Annotated in this window: 12 protein-coding genes; 7 read left to right on the forward strand and 5 right to left on the reverse strand. The window is 42.1% G+C overall.

Features of this window, described 5'->3' with window-relative positions; genetic code table 11:
- Nucleotides 1–12 precede the first annotated feature (12 nt).
- From porD to CLV25_RS00250, 3 genes are all read left to right on the forward strand, one after another.
- A complete protein-coding gene (gene porD / locus CLV25_RS00240; RefSeq protein WP_131837621.1) occupies nt 13–930 on the forward strand; it encodes a type IX secretion system protein PorD in 918 nt (305 codons plus the stop codon).
- A 9-nt stretch (nt 931–939) separates the two neighbouring features.
- Complete coding sequence (gene recN, locus CLV25_RS00245; protein ID WP_131837622.1) at nt 940–2,592, forward strand: DNA repair protein RecN; 1,653 nt, start codon at nt 940–942, stop codon at nt 2,590–2,592.
- A gap of 156 nt (nt 2,593–2,748) precedes the next feature.
- The gene (locus CLV25_RS00250; protein ID WP_131837623.1) at nt 2,749–3,627 is read left to right on the forward strand and encodes an enoyl-ACP reductase FabI; all 879 of its coding nucleotides are present in this window, start codon (nt 2,749–2,751) and stop codon (nt 3,625–3,627) included.
- A 109-nt stretch (nt 3,628–3,736) separates the two neighbouring features.
- Here the strand turns inward: CLV25_RS00250 and CLV25_RS00255 are convergent, their stop codons facing one another.
- The gene (locus tag CLV25_RS00255) at nt 3,737–5,875 is read right to left on the reverse strand and encodes a S46 family peptidase (RefSeq protein WP_131837624.1); all 2,139 of its coding nucleotides are present in this window, start codon (nt 5,873–5,875) and stop codon (nt 3,737–3,739) included.
- A gap of 66 nt (nt 5,876–5,941) precedes the next feature.
- On the opposite strand from CLV25_RS00255, the gene CLV25_RS15880 reads away from it, so the two are divergent.
- The gene (locus CLV25_RS15880; RefSeq protein ID WP_165876940.1) at nt 5,942–6,097 is read left to right on the forward strand and encodes a hypothetical protein; all 156 of its coding nucleotides are present in this window, start codon (nt 5,942–5,944) and stop codon (nt 6,095–6,097) included.
- Here CLV25_RS15880 and CLV25_RS00260 read toward each other — a convergent pair.
- From CLV25_RS00260 to CLV25_RS00270, 3 genes are all read right to left on the reverse strand, one after another.
- Nucleotides 6,094–6,789, reverse strand: coding sequence for a response regulator transcription factor (locus CLV25_RS00260; protein WP_131837625.1), 696 nt, complete (start codon nt 6,787–6,789; stop codon nt 6,094–6,096). The two genes, CLV25_RS15880 and CLV25_RS00260, sit on opposite strands and share 4 nt — an antisense overlap.
- Nucleotides 6,790–6,845: 56 nt before the next feature.
- Nucleotides 6,846–8,153, reverse strand: coding sequence for a sensor histidine kinase (locus CLV25_RS00265; protein ID WP_131837626.1), 1,308 nt, complete (start codon nt 8,151–8,153; stop codon nt 6,846–6,848).
- Nucleotides 8,154–8,471: 318 nt separating this feature from the next.
- Nucleotides 8,472–8,771, reverse strand: coding sequence for a hypothetical protein (locus CLV25_RS00270; RefSeq protein WP_131837627.1), 300 nt, complete (start codon nt 8,769–8,771; stop codon nt 8,472–8,474).
- Nucleotides 8,772–8,978: 207 nt separating this feature from the next.
- On the opposite strand from CLV25_RS00270, the gene CLV25_RS00275 reads away from it, so the two are divergent.
- On the forward strand, nt 8,979–9,602 hold the full coding sequence (locus CLV25_RS00275) for a hypothetical protein (RefSeq protein WP_131837628.1): 624 nt from the start codon (nt 8,979–8,981) through the stop codon (nt 9,600–9,602).
- A gap of 481 nt (nt 9,603–10,083) precedes the next feature.
- On the opposite strand, the gene CLV25_RS00280 is transcribed toward CLV25_RS00275, so the two are convergent.
- Complete coding sequence (locus CLV25_RS00280; RefSeq protein ID WP_131837629.1) at nt 10,084–12,678, reverse strand: alpha/beta hydrolase family protein; 2,595 nt, start codon at nt 12,676–12,678, stop codon at nt 10,084–10,086.
- A gap of 300 nt (nt 12,679–12,978) precedes the next feature.
- Between CLV25_RS00280 and CLV25_RS00285 the strand changes: the two genes are divergently transcribed.
- A complete protein-coding gene (locus CLV25_RS00285; RefSeq protein WP_165876941.1) occupies nt 12,979–14,904 on the forward strand; it encodes a 4Fe-4S binding protein in 1,926 nt (641 codons plus the stop codon).
- Nucleotides 14,905–14,962: 58 nt separating this feature from the next.
- A complete protein-coding gene (locus CLV25_RS00290; RefSeq protein WP_131837631.1) occupies nt 14,963–17,731 on the forward strand; it encodes a TonB-dependent receptor in 2,769 nt (922 codons plus the stop codon).
- Nucleotides 17,732–17,739: the final 8 nt, after the last annotated feature.

Genomic DNA, 17,739 nt, shown 5'->3' on the forward strand with positions numbered 1-17,739 from the left:
GGACATATTGAGATGAAAAAGCTGCTACTCCTTGCACTTGTTCTTTTTATCGGTAGACTTGCCCATGCACAAGATCTGAGATGCAACATTTCGGTAAATGCCTCTCAGATACAAGGCACCTATCGACAGGTATTTCAAACCATGCAAACCGACCTTTACGAGTTCATGAACAACCGTTCGTGGAGCAACAACGTATACTCGGTAGACGAGCGCATCGAATGCAACTTTCTCCTTAATATCACCGAACAGGTTGGCCCCAACGAATACAAAGGAACCCTTCAGGTACAGGCGCGCCGACCCGTTTTTGGGTCGTCCTATACCACCGTGCTCTTTAACTTTAACGACAACGATGTTCAGTTCAGCTACCAAGAATTTAACAAGCTCGAGTTCAACGAAAATTCATATGGATCTGCGCTAACATCGCTGCTCGCATACTACGCCTATATTGTCATTGGACTTGACTACGATTCGTTCTCGCCCAAAGGTGGCACCGAGTTCTTCAAAAAAGCGGAGAAGATTGTAAGCAATGCGCAAACAGCTCCAGAAAAAGGGTGGAAATCCTACGAGTCATCAAGAAAAAATCGCTACTGGTTGGTTGAAAATCTTCTCAACCCAAAGTATTCTCAAGTTAGAAATGCCATTTATACATACCATCGGCTAGGCCTAGACCAAATGGGCACAAAGGTATCCGAAGGTCGCGACGAAGTAACCAACAGCTTACTTAGCATCCAAAAGGTGTTTAGAGACAAACCCGATCCTCACCTATTTCTCCTAAAAATATTTTTCGATGCAAAATCTGATGAAATAGTAAACGTATACTCGGAGGCATACGCATCGGAAAAACAGCGAGTATACCAGATGCTTTCCGAAATTGACCAAGCCAACGAGCCCAAGTACAAGAAAATCACAGAAGAGAAAAAGACAAACTAACGTTCAGCCATGCTCCAATCGCTATCTGTAGAAAACTATGCCCTAATCGACAAGCTCAACATTGAGTTTAAGCAGGGGTTGAATATCATCACGGGTGAAACGGGTGCTGGAAAATCTATTCTACTAGGTGCACTCGGACTCATTTTAGGTCAACGTGCAGACATATCAACGCTAAAAAACCCAGAGAAGAACTGCATTGTCGAAGGTACCTTCAACATAGAGAAGATGAACCTTGCGCTGTTCTTCGAAGAAAACGACATAGAATACGAAAAGCAAGCTGTTGTTAGACGGCTTATAACCCCTAGCGGAAAGTCGAGGGCCTACATCAACGACACCCCCGTGAATCTCTCCACCTTACGAGATTTAGGGCTAATGCTGATTGATATTCACTCGCAGCATGAAACGTTGCTTCTCTCCAATCAGGACTTTCAGCTAAACGTTCTAGATGTAGCAGCAGGTTGCAATACGCTCCTTTCTAAGTACCAGCAAACCTTTGCATCATATAAGAAGGAGAACAGTAAGCTACAAGAACTTGTAGAGGAGCAAAAAAAGTCTTCTGCCGATTTCGACTACTATACCTTTCAGCACCAGCAGCTTGTTGATGCAAAGCTCACCGAAGGAGAGCAAGAGGCGCTCGAGGAAGAGGAAAAGGAGCTGTCGAATGCCGAAGCCATAAAGGTTGAATTGCAGTTTTGTAACGAAGCCATTTCGGAATCCGATATGGCGATCATTCACTCTCTAAAGAGTTGCCAGCAGTCGCTCAAGCGCATCAAAGATGTATTCCACAAATCTCAATCAATTTTAGAACGTCTCGACAGCGTTACCATCGAACTAAAGGATATTAGCGATGAGATAGAAGGAATCAACGAGAAAATAGAGGTGAACCCAGATAGGTTACAGCAGATAAAGGAGCGCCTCGATCTGCTCTATACCCTGCAGCAAAAGCATCGAGTTTCATCGATTGCGGAACTCATATCTCTACGCAACGAACTCGAAAGCAAGCTTTCTCGCATATCCAATTTCGAAGATCAAATAGAAAAGCAACGCATACTTACAGAAGAGCTACATGCTCAAGCAAAAGAACTAGCTTACCAGCTATCAGATAAGAGGAAGAACATTACAGAGCACATTCATACCCATATAGAGCACCTACTCTCCGAACTAGGAATGCCGCATGCAAAAGTACAAGTAGAAATTATAGAAACAGAGTTAACCCGCACAGGCATTGACAGAGTAGAGCTCCTCTTTTCAGCAAATAAGCTACTCCCCCTTCAGAATGTTTCCAAAGTTGCCTCTGGTGGCGAAATGTCGCGTTTGATGCTTAGCATAAAAACCTTACTTGCTAAAAAGGGAGATTTACCAACCATCATTTTCGACGAAATCGACACGGGAGTTTCAGGAGAGGTAGCAGATAAGATGGGCACTATTATAAAAGAGGTTTCACAGAACATTCAGGTAATTAACATTACCCACCTTCCTCAAATTGCGAGCAAAGGCGACTACCACTTCTTTGTTTACAAGGAAAGTGGAGATGCGGCAACATCTACACAGATTAGGCAACTAGACGAACAAGAGCGTATAACGGAGATTGCCAAAATGCTTAGCGGCAAGAGTCTTACCGAAGCTGCAATTCAAAACGCAAAGGCTCTACTCAAAAGCTAGCGCCACCATTCACATCCCCATCGCAGAAAGACGATGAACATTATTACACCTTGTTGGTTTAAGGGAAGAAATGCCGATTTAATCTAAGTTAATAGATGCAAGTCGGGTTCATCGGGCATTTATCCCTATATTTGTCATCAACTAAACTAAAAATCAATGTCATACAACCTACTGAAAGGCAAGAGAGGAATCATTTTTGGAGCACTAAATGATAAATCTATTGCATGGAAAGTTGCTGAAAAGGCACATGAAGAAGGAGCAACATTTGTTTTAACGAATACACCTGTCGCCCTACGCTTAGGCGAGCTTGACGAGCTGGCAGAAAAAACAGGATCCATAGTTATTCCAGCAGATGCAACTAACGTAAAGGATCTAGAGAAGCTTATCTCCGAAGCAATGAATGTTCTTGGCGGAAAGCTTGACTTTGTACTTCACTCCATCGGAATGTCCCCAAATGTTCGTAAGGGAAAAACCTACGACGACCTCGACTACGACTATCTTCAAAAAACGCTAGATATATCCGCCATCTCATTCCATAAGGTTATTCAAGTTTGCAGAAAACTTGATGCCATGAACGAATGGGGATCAATCGTTGCCTACTCGTATGTTGCCGCCCAGCGCACGCTTTACGGGTATAACGACATGGCAGATGCCAAAGCGCTTCTTGAATCGATTGCACGTAGCTTCGGGTACATCTACGGTCGCGAAAAGCATGTTCGCATCAATACCATTTCGCAATCGCCAACAATGACTACCGCAGGAGGTGGCATTATGGGATTCGATGGTTTGATGGACTTCTCGGATAGGATGTCGCCACTAGGGAATGCAACGGCAGAAGAATGTGCTGACTATACCATTGCCCTATTCTCCGACCTCACCCGCAAGGTAACCATGCAGAACCTGCTTCACGACGGAGGGTTCTCTAGCATGGGTATGAGCGCCCGTGCTATGGCCATATACAACAAGAGCCTAGAAATAGAGTACACCGATATCGAAAACAGGGCTAAAAAGGGAAAAGAAAAGAAGCACGAATAGTTGCGGATGCCTACTTGAATTTTAATACAAAGGCTACAGAATCATAAAAAGGGCGTTGCATTAAGCTGCAACGCCCTTTTCGCCCAATTAAACAAACATAATAAACTATCTAATCCATAAGCATTTCATCAACTAACCACTTTGCGCCACCAACCTTATCTATTGAAAACAATACGTAGCGAATATCTACACATATTGTTCTATTTTTGGCAGGTACGTAAATTATATCATTTGATAAAGACTCCCAAACGCCATCAAAAGCAATTCCTACTAGCTCTCCATTCCCGTTCATTACCGGGCTACCAGAGTTTCCTCCTGTAATATCATTATCGGTTAGAAAGCAAACCCGCATGGTTCCATCCTTTTCACCATAGGGACCGTAATCACCTTTTAGAATAAGCTCCTTCTCCTTTGCTGGAACTTCAAATTCAAAATCTTTCGGATTTTCCTTTTCCAAAATTCCCTTAGTAGTAGTAAAAGGCTTATTCCACTGACCATCCTTAGGTTCGTAACCAACAACCTTTCCGTAAGTTAAACGCATAGTGAAGTTGGCATCAGGATAAAACGCCTTTTTCGAATCCATTTCCTGTATTCCCTTAATAAACAGCGTACGGGCATTCCTAAATGCATCATTATCTTCGCCGTTAATATTCTTTAATTTGATTAGCATCTCATTATGAGACTTTGCCATCTTATACGCCAAATCGTTATCTAAAACACCTAGCACAGGATTCTTTAAGAAAGCAAAGTATCGAGAAGAGTCGCAAGCAATTGATGTTTCAAACATCTTACTTACAAAGGCGCTAATGTTTCCACTAAAATCCTTATCAATTATATTAAAGAAATCAGGCAAATATTTCTTGTCGACATTCTTCTTTACCAGCTCAAGCAGCTTAATAGTAGCACGTCGATCGGTTGCAGGGTTGTAATCCTTAAAGAACTCCAACGCATTTTTCCTTTGCTGAGCAACCGATTTGTCGGTGATCTTTTGACCATCGGCAAGACCTCGCTGCAATCCTTGAAGGCGAATGGCGCTTACAAAGACCTCTGTACTACGCGTAATAGCCTCCTCTAGGTAGGTGTAGTTCCACATGGTATTTCTACGCTTCTCGATGGTAGAGTTAATGGTAGAAAGCACATTGCCATAGGTTGCCTTTGCTGCAGGAGTTGAGTTTACCCACTTGGTGAAGCGCTGCTCTAATGCCCTCTTTTGTTCGAAAGCACCCGTGGAAGCGATTGTTGCAACAATTCCTTCCGAAAGCTTTTGCGCGTTGCAAGAATTAAAGTATTTAGAGGCGTACATCAGCTGAATCCTGTCATCAGCACGCATATCCTCCATCATTATACGCTGACGGGCATCACGAACGGTAGAAGTAATGGTATGCTTTACCTCAATCTGCTCCTGCAGCTCGCTTTCGGTAAGGTAGCGCACGGTAGACCCAGGATACCCCATGACCATCGTAAAATCGCCCTCTTTCAATCCCTTTAGCGACACCTTTAAATGCCCCTTTGTTTCTAATGGAACATTATTAGGCGAGTACTCCACAGGATTCCCATTCTTATCGCCGTAAACCCGGAATACCGAAAAATCGCCGGTTTGGCGAGGCCACATCCAGTTATCGGTATCGCCGCCAAACTTACCAATACCTTGTGGAGGAACACCTGTTAGACGAACGTCTGTATAGGTTTTATAGTAAAATAGGTAGTACTGATTCCCTCTATCGAACACTTCGAGGCTTACGCTACAGCTTGGATCGCTCGATGGATACTTCTTCGACATAATCTTATCGAGTTTGCGCGAAGCAAACGCCTTGTTCTTTATGGTATCGGCTATAGCTTTTGCCTCCTTGGTGACATCAACAATCTTTACCAAGAAGGAAATGGAAAGATCCTGAATAGGAATTTCTTCGGCGTACGATTTTGCCCAGTACCCATTCTTTAGAATATTCTTTTCGTAGGTACTAATCTTTTGGAAGATGTCGACCCCACAGTGGTGATTGGTTAGAATTAACCCCTTAGAGGAAACAATCTCTCCTGTACACCATCGGCCAAACATTACCACCCCATCCTTAAGGCTCGAGGTGTTGTAGCTGTAGATGTCCTTAGCCGAAAGCTTTAATCCCATTTTTTTCATGTCTACCATCTTCTGCTTTTCGAGAAGAGGCAAGAACCACATGCCTTCGTCAGCATATAGCCGACCTGCGAATGCAACGGTTATAACGAGCAGTGTTAAAATGCGCTTATGCATAAAATTAGGTTTTAGTGCAAAACAAATGTATTATCTGCGATGTATAGTATTGTTAAGTAGATGTTAATGGGCGAAAAGTCAACCATTTTTGTGCTTAACCTAAACCAAGACAGCACGCTACAGCCTGCGGCAATAAAACGGCCACAGCAACCTGCGCTTGGAACAAACGATGATGTTGACAGGATTAAAAAAAGAGCAAGCAGCCTTAAGCTGATACGCTAGTGCTCTACCAGCTTAAAACCTTGACCGTGGATTGTTTCTATGGAGACGGTGTTCAACGGCTTTAATATCTTTCGCAGCTTAGCCACGTGCACATCCATGCTGCGCCCAAGAAAGTAATCGTTCTCTCCCCAAATAGTTTTTAGCGCTGTTTCGCGCGATATGATGCTATTCTTATTAATGCAGAAAAGGCGCAAAAGCTCGGCCTCCTTTTTGGTAAGCTTTACAATTTTACCAGAGCAGCTTATAGCCATATTGGTAAAGTCGAAAAAGGCTTCTCCGAGGATAAACTCGGTGTAGCTTTTCATTTCGGGAATAATGCTTTTGGTACGGCGAAGAACAGCTTCGATACGCAGCTTAAGCACTTCGGTGTTGAAAGGTTTCGTAATATAATCATCGGCACCAAACTTGAACCCCTTCACCATATCGGAGCTCATATTCTTAGCCGTTAAGAACACGATAGGGATGTGCTTATTCTGCTTCTTTATTTCTTTAGCCAGCGTAAAACCGTCCATCTTTGGAAGCATAATATCGAGCAATGCCAAATCGTAGGCGTTATTCTGGAAAGATTTCAATCCTGCCATACCATCGCTTTCTAGTTCGACAAAGTAACCTTCCGATTCTAAAAACTCCTGGCATATAAACCCAAGGTTTTTATCATCTTCTACCAAAAGTATCATAGCCTTGCTCTTCATAATAGTAAAACAGCGTTTATGTTTGATTCGAAAGAAATACTCACAACAGCCTAACACTATCCCCTTAGGTAAGGAAACGTAACTATAAAAGTTGTCCCCTTTTTCTTCTCACTTTCAATTCTTATTGTTCCATTATGGTCGTCTACAATTTTGCTCACATAGTGAAGCCCTAAACCAAAACCTTTAACATCGTGCCTATCCCCTGTATGGCAGCGAAAAAACTTCTCAAAAATGTACTTTAAATCTTCCTTGCCAATGCCTATACCATTATCCTGAATTTCTAGGGTAACAGCTCCATTCATATCAAAGGTTCTAACCGTAATGCAGACCTCATCGTAGGAGTACTTAACCGCATTTTCAAAAAGATTCGAAAGAAGTATGCGCAGTAGGAACGGATCCGCTTCTATCAGCTTTACGTTATCGTCTAAATGGGTGCGCACCTTTACCAGCTTCTCGTGCACCATCCGCTCGAAGCAGCAAACATACTCCTGCACCAGGTCGTTTATGTTTATCGCCTTGTAGCTCGATCGGCACCGCCTACCCATATCCAGCTTGGCTATTTCGAGGATGTATTCGGTTTGCGTTTTTAGCCGATTGGCCTCTTCACCGATAATTTCGCCGTACTTCTTTACCTTTTCTATTGGCGTATCGCCAGTAATTTTTTCAAGACTACCCGCGGTGAGCACAATAGTAGATATCGGAGTCTTAAACTCGTGCGTCATATTATCAATAAAGTCATCCTTAATCTGATTTAGCTTCTTCTGAGATATGGTAACATATAAAATAGAGCAAAACAGGAGTAGCATCACCAGAATAAACACGAACGACAGCACGATCCAAAACATCATCTTCCCTAAAAGGAAGGCGTTCTTTTCGGGAAAGTAGAGCTTCAGGTAAAAGTTTTCCTTTTTAAAATCTAAGCAGGTTTCGTGAGGCTTAAGGGCAAGCGGAGAGCTGAAGATTCCGTCGTCAGATTTCTTAGAGGTATCCTTTTGGGTACTTAAGATAAACTCGTAGTTAGGGTCTAAATCGTATGCCGATATTTTTTTTTCTATGATTTCCCGGATATTCTTATCATCCAGAACATCGGTTATGGTTCGGTAGTGCTCCTTATGCCTAGTGCACGAGGTATGCGTGCACCCGTTATACGACGATAGCTTTCCGTTTATTTCTTTGGATATTTCGTTCAGGCATAGCGTTAGCCGATGGTCGAACTGGTACCTCGACAACCTGAGCGCATTGCTAATCCAGAAGTACTGCGTAGCAATTAGCCCCAAAAAAGCAACTGTAGATAGGATTCCTCCCCAAGTTAACGCCAGCCTGCTCAGCCTTCTTATGTTCCCTCGCTTAAATCCCTTTAACATTCACACTCTCCCCCTTAAGTATTCAAAAACACAAGCCCTAGAATATCCCGTTTTCAGAATCGCAAGTTCATCAATTCTCAAAGCAAAACAAGATATCGCAAATCTTTAACATCTAATTAACCTTCCATATGTTCAGCCAAGAATAGGCTTGCCCGTTAGTACAAACCTACTAGTTTGATAAGCAAACCGATACACGCCATACATTCTTTTACAACACGAAGCTAATTCGCCATAAAGGCAAATTGCTCATCCTACAAATGCAGCCATCTGTATTAACATTTAATAGCCGATTTTCAGGTTACTCTTCTACTTTATAGCTTATCTTACAATATCCAGTTCAAGAGCAATATCCCTCCGAGCCCTTTTTGCCGAATGCACTCCATTTCTTAAAAGAAATGGCTTATTCCTTGAAAGAAATAAGCCATTTCCTCCAAGAAGTAATCCATTCCATATAAGAAATGGCCCATTTCTTATATGGAATGGACTATTTCTTACCAGAAATGAGGCATTTCTTATATGGAATGAAGCATTTCTTTCCAGAAATAGGTCATTTCTTATAAGAAATGACCCATATATCCATAGAAACAGGGAATCACATGCTATATTTACAACACTCATATACAAGCTTTTATCAAGAACAAACAACATATAAATCGTTTATTTCAGCATTAAGATTTGGCCTATATAATAAGCAAGAATACTTACCGTTTTGTATAAATAGAACATAAATATGTTTTATAACATATTTTCAGTTTGAACATTTCTTACCCTAAAGTGTATTAATACTTGTAACCGTTTTTTTAATATTCTAACACTTGAATTTTTATGACTAGACAAGAAGTTATTATCAGCTATCACAAATCGCCTGATAGCGAACTTTCTCCTCTTTTTTACAACGTAATTGAAAGGTTAACCGGTAATGTTAACTTTAAATTTGAGGCAGAAAGAATGATTACCTTTAAGGAGTACGTTGCTGACTTTGATAAAAAGTTGATAAAGGCTCAAAATGGTACTTCGCAGGATATAGCGGTGAAGAATGCTTCGAAGAAGATTCTATGTGACTTTGTTCGTGAGGTTGCCAGTGAAGTTAACCTTCAGGCAAAGGGTGATCCTATAAAGCTCCAATCTACAGGTTTTACGCTCTCGAAGGAACGTAAAAAAGTAGGCATTCTCGAAAAGCCCGAAAACTTTAAGGTTAAAAGTGGTGCTAACCAGGGCGATTTTCTTCTAGAGGTAGATGTTAATAAGAATGCTTCATTCTACAATTTCTACTCGGCACCAGTTCCTGCTCCTGCAAACATTCAAGAATGGAGGCTAACCCCTTCCACTTCGCATAAAAAAAATATCTCGGGCTTTACGCCGGGTAAGGAGTACGAGTTTAAGTGCGCCTATCAAGGTTCGGAAGATACGCTACTCTACAGCGACTCTATAAGAGCGTTTGCACATTAACATACTGCTACAACAAATCACGACAGACGGCAGCTTGGCAACAGGCTGCCGTCTAATTTTTTATAGTTGAATAAGGTCGCTTATGAAAAATCCCTCTCCCGGAGTGTCATTCCGTGCTTGTTCCGGAAACGATAGTTTGGCATAGCCAACTTAGCAAGTTTCCCGAATGGCTTCTTTTTTGGGATTTATTGGATTCCGATTTTAAACTGACTCCATCGAAATAAAGATTCCGGAACAAATCCGGAATAACAGCGCTGATTGAACTATATGCTCAACGTAGCTGCATACCTCCCTACCATCGGTTGATATATGTTACGCTATGATATGCTGATTCCCTAATGTCTTCTTTTCTTATAATCTTAAAATGGGAACTCTTTAGAATAGCTATCCTTCGTGACAGTAGAGAAAACAAAAAGGATGGAGGATGGCCCATAAGTCCACCACATCCATCCCGGAGACAGCTCTAATAAAACAACCAGCACTATAACATCCAGTCCGGCTTCTCCCCTCCCTTTAGGTAAAAGCGAAATAACCCCATCACCTTTTCTGTATAATCCCTCTTATTCGATTCAAAATTGAGCACATGAGCGTCTCCCTTATAGTTTACCATCCAACAGGGCTTCTGTAGCCTTCGCATCCCCAAGAAAATCTCCATTCCCTGCTCGTATGGCACAGCGCCATCATTATCGTTGGCAACAACGAGAAGCGGTGTGGCAATTCTATCGGCATAGAGAATGGACGAATGCTTAATGTAAGCTTGCGGTTTCTCCCATAGGGTACTCCCGATGCGGCTTTGCCCCGATTCGTACTGGAACATGCGGCTGCTGCCTACCCCTCTGCGTAACGAACCGTATCCGCTTATCATATTCACAACCGGAGCCATGGCTACAGCAGCCTTAAAGAAATTCATTCGCGAAAGGAGGTATACCGTTTGAAAAGCCCCCCAGCTATGTCCCTGAACGCCTAAGCGCTCCATGTCAATCTGTGGATAGCGCTTAGCTAGATGCTCCAGCGCACTTTTCATGCACGAGTAGCTGCTTTCGCCAGGCTCGCCCACCTTAAACTTTATATCTGGAATAAAAACGGCAAAACCATTCTGCACATAGAAAGGAACGTTAATGTTGCAATCGGATAAGGCCACCTCTCTAAAAACATTCAGCTCATTCGATTGCTGCTCGTAAAAGTTAACAACGCAAGGATACGGAGGCTTAAAGCGGGTGGTATCGGGTAAAAAGAGCATTCCCTGTAGGGTTCCAAAATCCTTATTCTCCCACGATAGCAGATGAGCGCTTCCGCGCAACGAATCGGATGGCGAAATGGTCGTAAGCTGCTTAGGCCTATCTGCGCCATACTTTACCCAAGCATTCGGATAGTCGGAATAGGACTCCTGCCTCCAAGCAACAACCTTAGACGATGCAGCATACTCAACCGACGAGAACTTATATCCTCCAGCAACTAGCTCTTTAGGCTGTTGCTTACCAGTTAAATCGATCAGATACAACCCCGACTCCTTTGACGAAAGGTTAAATCGTTCGGCAACTACCTCTTTTCTGTTATTCAGAAAATCTTTTTCGCTGCTCACCACCCTAAACTGAGAGTTCGTTTGCTTTCCTAGCTGATGCGTTACCGAAATCGGAGCCTCCTTGCCCGATAGGTCGCAAATCCAAAGATCGTAATACGACTTCAGCAAAATCTTATCGCTATTCAGCCACCCTTCGGGCGCAAAATTCGAGCTAGAGGAAGGTTCATCGCTGCTTATATCGAAAAAGCTATCGGAAATTCCCTTGCTAAAGGGGGTAAGCTTGCCGTTCTCCAAGTTATAGCCGTACCACAACATGTCGGAAGCCACCCAGTAAAGATACTTGCCCGATGGCGATATGATAACGTAGTATGGCGATGACTTTACGATCAGCTTCATCGATTCGTTTTCCATATCCATCAGGTAGTAGTCGGCAATCTTGCCCGATTGCCACGAGCGCTGAAGCATATATGGATATTCCACGATACCCACCATATACTTCGAACCATCGCCAACAGGGCGCAGGTTGTAAAGGGTATCGCTCTCCAAAGGGGTGAATTTCTTAAGATCTCTACAGATCCAAAGCCTCTTTTCGATCTGGTTTCGCTGAGCCTTCTTGTTTTGAACCGATACCAGCTCAATAGCTTTCCAATCCCACACCTCAACGCCAGCAGTCGAATCGGTCTTTACCGTACCCTTCTGCTTTTCCTGAAAGTAGGCAAAAATACTCTTTCCATTTGCGGTGAAACGAGGAGGTGTTGCCTTAAAAATGCTAAGGCCAGAAGGAATCTCGATCTGGGCATACTTTTTTGAAAGCGTATTATAGGTAATAATAAACGGTTTCCCTTCGTCTTTTAAAGGTTCCATCAGCAAATCGTTCTTTGCCGAAATGCTGTAGAAAGAACGTATCGGAGTAGGCAGCTCACCAACAAGCTCCGATTTCAAGGTGCCTATGCTTACCTTATAAAGACTTTTCTGGTTGGCTTCGCCATATTTTGTGTAGATGATGCTCTTAGAATCGGGAGCAATGGTGTATAGCCCAATTGTATCTGCAAGCACCTTGGCCTGATGACCGTTTACAAGCGAAATAAGGATGGAAGCGGTGTTCTTTTGCCCATTTCGCTTCGAAAGAGCAGCAACGATACCGGCATCCCCCACCTTACTATAAGAGGTGACATTTTCAACTTGCGTCAGAGCTTTACTCTTGGCAAGGTCAAAGAGAACCATGTAAGAGTCCTTACCTTTTCCAGCAATAAAAGCTACGGTATGGTTACCAATAAATGAAAAGTTTTTACTGTAGCAGTCAGAAATAACCTCAGTCTTACCTTTTGTCACCACTTCGAGGGAAGTTGCTTTCTCAGAAATCTCTTTTGCCAGAATAGTATAGTCGCCAGCTGGGGATAGCTTTACAAAAGACAGCTTTTCGTTTGCGCTATGGCCATATAGTAAGATAGAAGAATAAAGTAGCAGAAAAGAAAAAATCGAAACCTTTGCAAGAAAGCCTGTCAAAGGCTTAAAACGGACTAAAGCGGCAGGGTTAATAATTCTACAATCCATAAATTGTCGCGAATTTTAAGGGTTTACGGTAGCAAACATAGCCCATACAAACCGCCACTAAGCACGAAATATCACAATTAACAATTTTATTACAATTCCTTCCCCCATTCACGATCAGCAGCAGTAGGCCAATCTGCTTATAGGCATGTAATAACATAGCCTTCGTCATCTTTTACGCCTTTATAGGAAGAAAAAAACGCACGACACCGAGATGTTAAGCATTTGTTAACTCTGTAAACAAGTGTAAAAGGGCCTTTTTCTATTGCTATGTTTGACCAAAATCAAATTTTAAAATCGGCTATGAACTTAAAACGAAACAACTGGAGACTTATCCTACAACTAGGGCTTCTATTTGGCATAGTTGGACTAGTCATCATTAATTTATTCCGCCCCGAGACAATAAAAGACTTTGAAGCGTACTGCGCATTTGGAGGCATACAGTCTTTTATTAGATACGCGGTTGCAGGCTCTTTAGCATGCTCAATGACGACTACTCAAATATTTATCGGATTGGCTTTCTTTGGAGGAATACTCCTTTTTAGCAAGCTATTCTGCAGCTTCTTATGCCCCCTTGGAACAATAACAGAATGGTTGGGCAAATTCGGACGAAAGTTCAAGGTTAACTTTAATATGCCTTCCGCTGCCGATAAAGCATTGCGCTCCGTTAAGTACATTTTAGCATTTCTTGTAATCTACAAGACAGGAACAACAAGCGAACTATTCTGTAAAGTATTCGACCCCTACTTTGCAAGCGTTAACCAAATGGGTCCAGACACCTCAGTACTCTGGGCTTCGGTTGCAATTATTGCTCTTATTGTAGGATCGCTATTTGTTCGCCAGTTTTGGTGTAGGTATGCCTGCCCAATGGGAGCGCTTTCCAACATATTCTCCTATTTTGTGATGGCCTCTACTGTTGTTCTGGTATATCTGGCAATTGCTGCCCTAGATGTTGATCTTCAATGGTGGTGGGCGTTAGCAGCATGCTGTCTGCTAGGATATATTCTGGAAATATCCAACTACAATCGAAAGATATTCCCTCTAGTAAAGGTTCAAAGAGATGGCAATGCATGTAGCGGATGTACGCTTTGCGATAAAGCCTGCCCTCAAGGAATTAAAGTATCGTGTGCTAACAAGACCGTAACCTCTATTGACTGTACCCTTTGCGGCGAGTGTGTTGCTGCATGTGGTAAGGAAAAGGCGCTTAGCTTTAACGGTAAGCGCTGGCAATGGCTTCCATCAGCAATGGCGGTTCTTTTTGTGGCGCTCGGAATAACTTGGGGGGCAATAACCGAAATTCCAACAATCGACGAAAGATGGGGAAGCGAAGAGCAGTTCGAAAACGCGAAGGTTCTTACTCAGTATAAGACCGACAACGTTAAATGCTATGGTAGCTCTATGGCATTCGCTAACCAAATGCAAAAGGTAAAGGGAATCCTAGGTGTGGCAACGTATGTTGGAACTAAGCATGTGAAAATATTCTACAACCCCAACGTTATCTCAGAAAAAGAGGTAAAGAAGGCTATTTACTCTCCCTATACCAGCTGGTTAAACAAGCCTAAGGATAATAATACCGTAATGAGCTCTCTAGAAATTGGCATTAACAACTTCTACGGCCGTAACGACTACAAGATACTCGGAAGAATGCTCAAATCCGAAAAGGGAGTTTACGGATTTGAGACCGAATGGGGGGAACCTGTTTTAGTGCGTATTTTCTACAATGCTAAAGCATTCAATCCTGCCAAACTAAAAGATATAGTATCTACTAAAGAGTTTACCTATGTCGATGACGAAGAAGGAGGAACCGGTAGAGAAGTGAGCGTTGATCTCGACTTCAAGTTTATGTACATGCATCTAACCAATGTAGCATTCGACAAGCTTCAAATCGAACGTCGCTGGTTTAAGCCAGTTTCGCTAACCTTTAACGAAGAGAACATCTCCACGAACAATCTCGATTCGCTAGTTGTGAATCTACCTCAAGCAAAAATTCCAAAGTTCAGCCGTCAGGTAACATTCTTAGGACGCCACTTATCGAATGACAAGGCGGTGGTAGGCTTTAATACCAAGTTTACGGATCAAGAGCCACAAGCCGTTGTAACATTCATGAAGAATAAAACTACTAAGGCTGACCTGATAAAGATGATGAAAGCAGACACCTTGGTTGTTAACTTCTCCGATGGATCTATCAACAAGTTTGCGAATGAGCTAAAAATCAACGCTGCCCTATAAAAGTTGTGCTGCTGGGTCATAACGCAAAGCCCAGCAGCACATAAACCTCACACGATAGATGCGAGATAAAGAAAAGGCAGCAATAAAAGACAGTATTAGGAACTCAACTTGTAAACCAAATAACCTAAATCCAATGCTTCTTGCCAAGTTTAGATACTTCATCGCTATCAGCGTAGTAGCGCTAATAGCACTAACTCCAGCAGTTGCTCAAAAAGGGCAAAAAAAGAAATGCGGAACAGTGGTACTGCAAGGAGTTGTAGTTAACAAAACGACCAAAGAACCGATTGATGCTGCCGTTGTGAACATTGTTCAATATGGCCTTTGGAATGTTACGTGCAAAGAAGGAAAGTTTTGTTTTAAAAATGTTCCTTCAGACAAAGTAGACCTTGTTGTTCAAGTTTTGGGATATAAAACGCTGCAAATCCCTATTGACATAAAGGAAGACCGCACCTACGACTTAACGCTAGCTCTTGAAGAGTCTAACTTTGCAATTAAGGAGGTTACTGTTGTTGCAAAAGAGAGTAAAACAGGTAGCAGTACCAGTTCGTCCATCGAAAAATCCGTTCTGGAGCATATTCAACCTACCAATTTAGGCGATGTAATGCAGCTACTACCTGGACAAATTGCCAACAATCCGGATTTACAAAACAACGCTCAGCTAAGCTTAAGGCAAGCGGTTTCAACTGAGAACAACTCCTTCGGATCATCTATTGTAATGAACGGTGCTCCAATGTCGAATAATGCCAACATGCAAACATCCAATAAGGGAGGAATTGATCTTCGACAGATATCTACGGACAACATCGAATCAATAGAGATCATCAGAGGTATTCCTTCAGCAGAATACGGAGACCTAACCTCAGGAGCAGTTATTATCAACACAAAAGCAGGAAAAACACCTTTAGAATTACTTGCTCGCTTTAATCCTAATACCGTTCAATCATCCATCAGCAAAGGTTTTGATCTGAAAAAAGATCGCGGCTTCTTAAATATCGATGGAGGCTATACCCAGTCTTATGCCGACGAAAGAACCGTTTCTGGCTCTTACGAAAGGATAAATGGGCAGTTAACCTACTCTAAAAGCAATCTTTTGAAAGGCATTCTCAATTTAAATGTAACCGCAGACTACTACCTCAGCAACGACATGTCTAAGCCAGACCCTGACGCCATTAAGGCAATGACAGAAGAAGGGATGAAAGATCAAGGTGGACACGTTGCCATATCCAGCCGTTTTAATTTCAACAAGGAATGGGCAAGAACTGTAAAGTTTGACATATCGTTATCGTATGCTCATCAGAAGGATTATCTTCACCAATTCATGACGCCAAGTCCTTATGGATTGGTAAACGTTGCTCGTAAGGACACTCTTATTCAAAACAGCTTCACACCTGGAACTTATTGGGCAGAAAAAACAGTTGACGGAAAACCTATCAACTTCTACACAAAGCTGTCCAACAGCTTTTACAAAAAAATTGCAGGAGGAACACACAGATTCCTCGTGGGCGCAGAGTATAAAATCGATGGCAATGTAGGAGAAGGGTATATTTTTGACGAAATGCTTCCTCCAAACCTATCAGCCAACATGGCACGACCTCGTCCTTTTAAGGATATCCCTCTACTTAACCAATTCTCGAGTTACATTCAGGATGAGCTATACTACAACATAAAAAAGATGACCTATAAGGCTCAAGTTGGTGCTAGATACGACATGGTTCAGCCAACCACTAAGTATCAAAAGCAGATGATATCTCCACGTCTTAACGTTTCCGCTTGTTTTAATAAGACATTAACCGCACGATTTGGTTATGGTGTCAACTACAAGGCTCCTTCGCTTAGGTATCTTTATCCAGATTATGCATATGTAGATTTACTAAGCGCCAACTACTACGATCCGAATACAGGTGACAAGTATGCTTTCACCACTACCCGCGTATTTAATGTAGAGAATCCCGACCTCAAACCTTCGAGAAACCGCAAGATTGAAATTGGGTTTGATTACAGAATCAAAAAAATGACTTTTGGCATTACCCTCTACGATGAAAAGCTTACTAATGGTTTCACGATGAGTGACTCTTTTATTCCTATCTCCTATCAAAAGTCAAATGTCATTATTGTTGATGGAAGCCCCAAGTTCGACTATGCAAATGCCGAAAATGGAATCTACATGGCTTCGCTTGATAAACCAAGTAACGATGCTAAAGAGTTCAATAAAGGAGTTGAGTTCGACTTCAACTTTGGTAGAGTTGATGCTATTCGTACCTCCTTCATCCTAAGTGGAGGATATATGAAAACTACTAACACAAAAAATGGGCTCGACTACTTTATGTACACATACAAAGTTCATAGTCGACCTACTACTGTAGGAATATATCCAGAAGGTTCCGATGAAAAAAACTTTTCTCGCTTTACTACTGCCCTACGATTGGTTCATAATATTCCTGAACTACGATTTGTTATCTCATTTACAGCTCAAACCATTTGGTCAGAAAAAAATTGGTACACTACTGACAAAATTCGTAAGTATCCAATCGGCTACATGGGGTCTGATGGTTCCATCAATATGCTTACCCCTGAAGAGGCTAAACTTCCCCAGTACGACTACTTAGTTCTAATTGTTAACGACAATAAGTACAAAACCACTTCGTACGATCCGCTTTGGCTGTACAACATTAGAATTACTAAAGAGATGAAAAACGGTATAAACTTCTCGTTTTATGCCAACAACTTTCTCTTTCATCAACCAATTCAGAAATCGAGCATAGGCAACTATACGATGAGAAATCCGGCGCTGTACTTTGGAACAGAGCTGTCTATTAAACTCTACTAACAAAAAAG

It is taken from the genome of Acetobacteroides hydrogenigenes (genome assembly GCF_004340205.1).
GTDB lineage: Bacteria > Bacteroidota > Bacteroidia > Bacteroidales > ZOR0009 > Acetobacteroides > Acetobacteroides hydrogenigenes.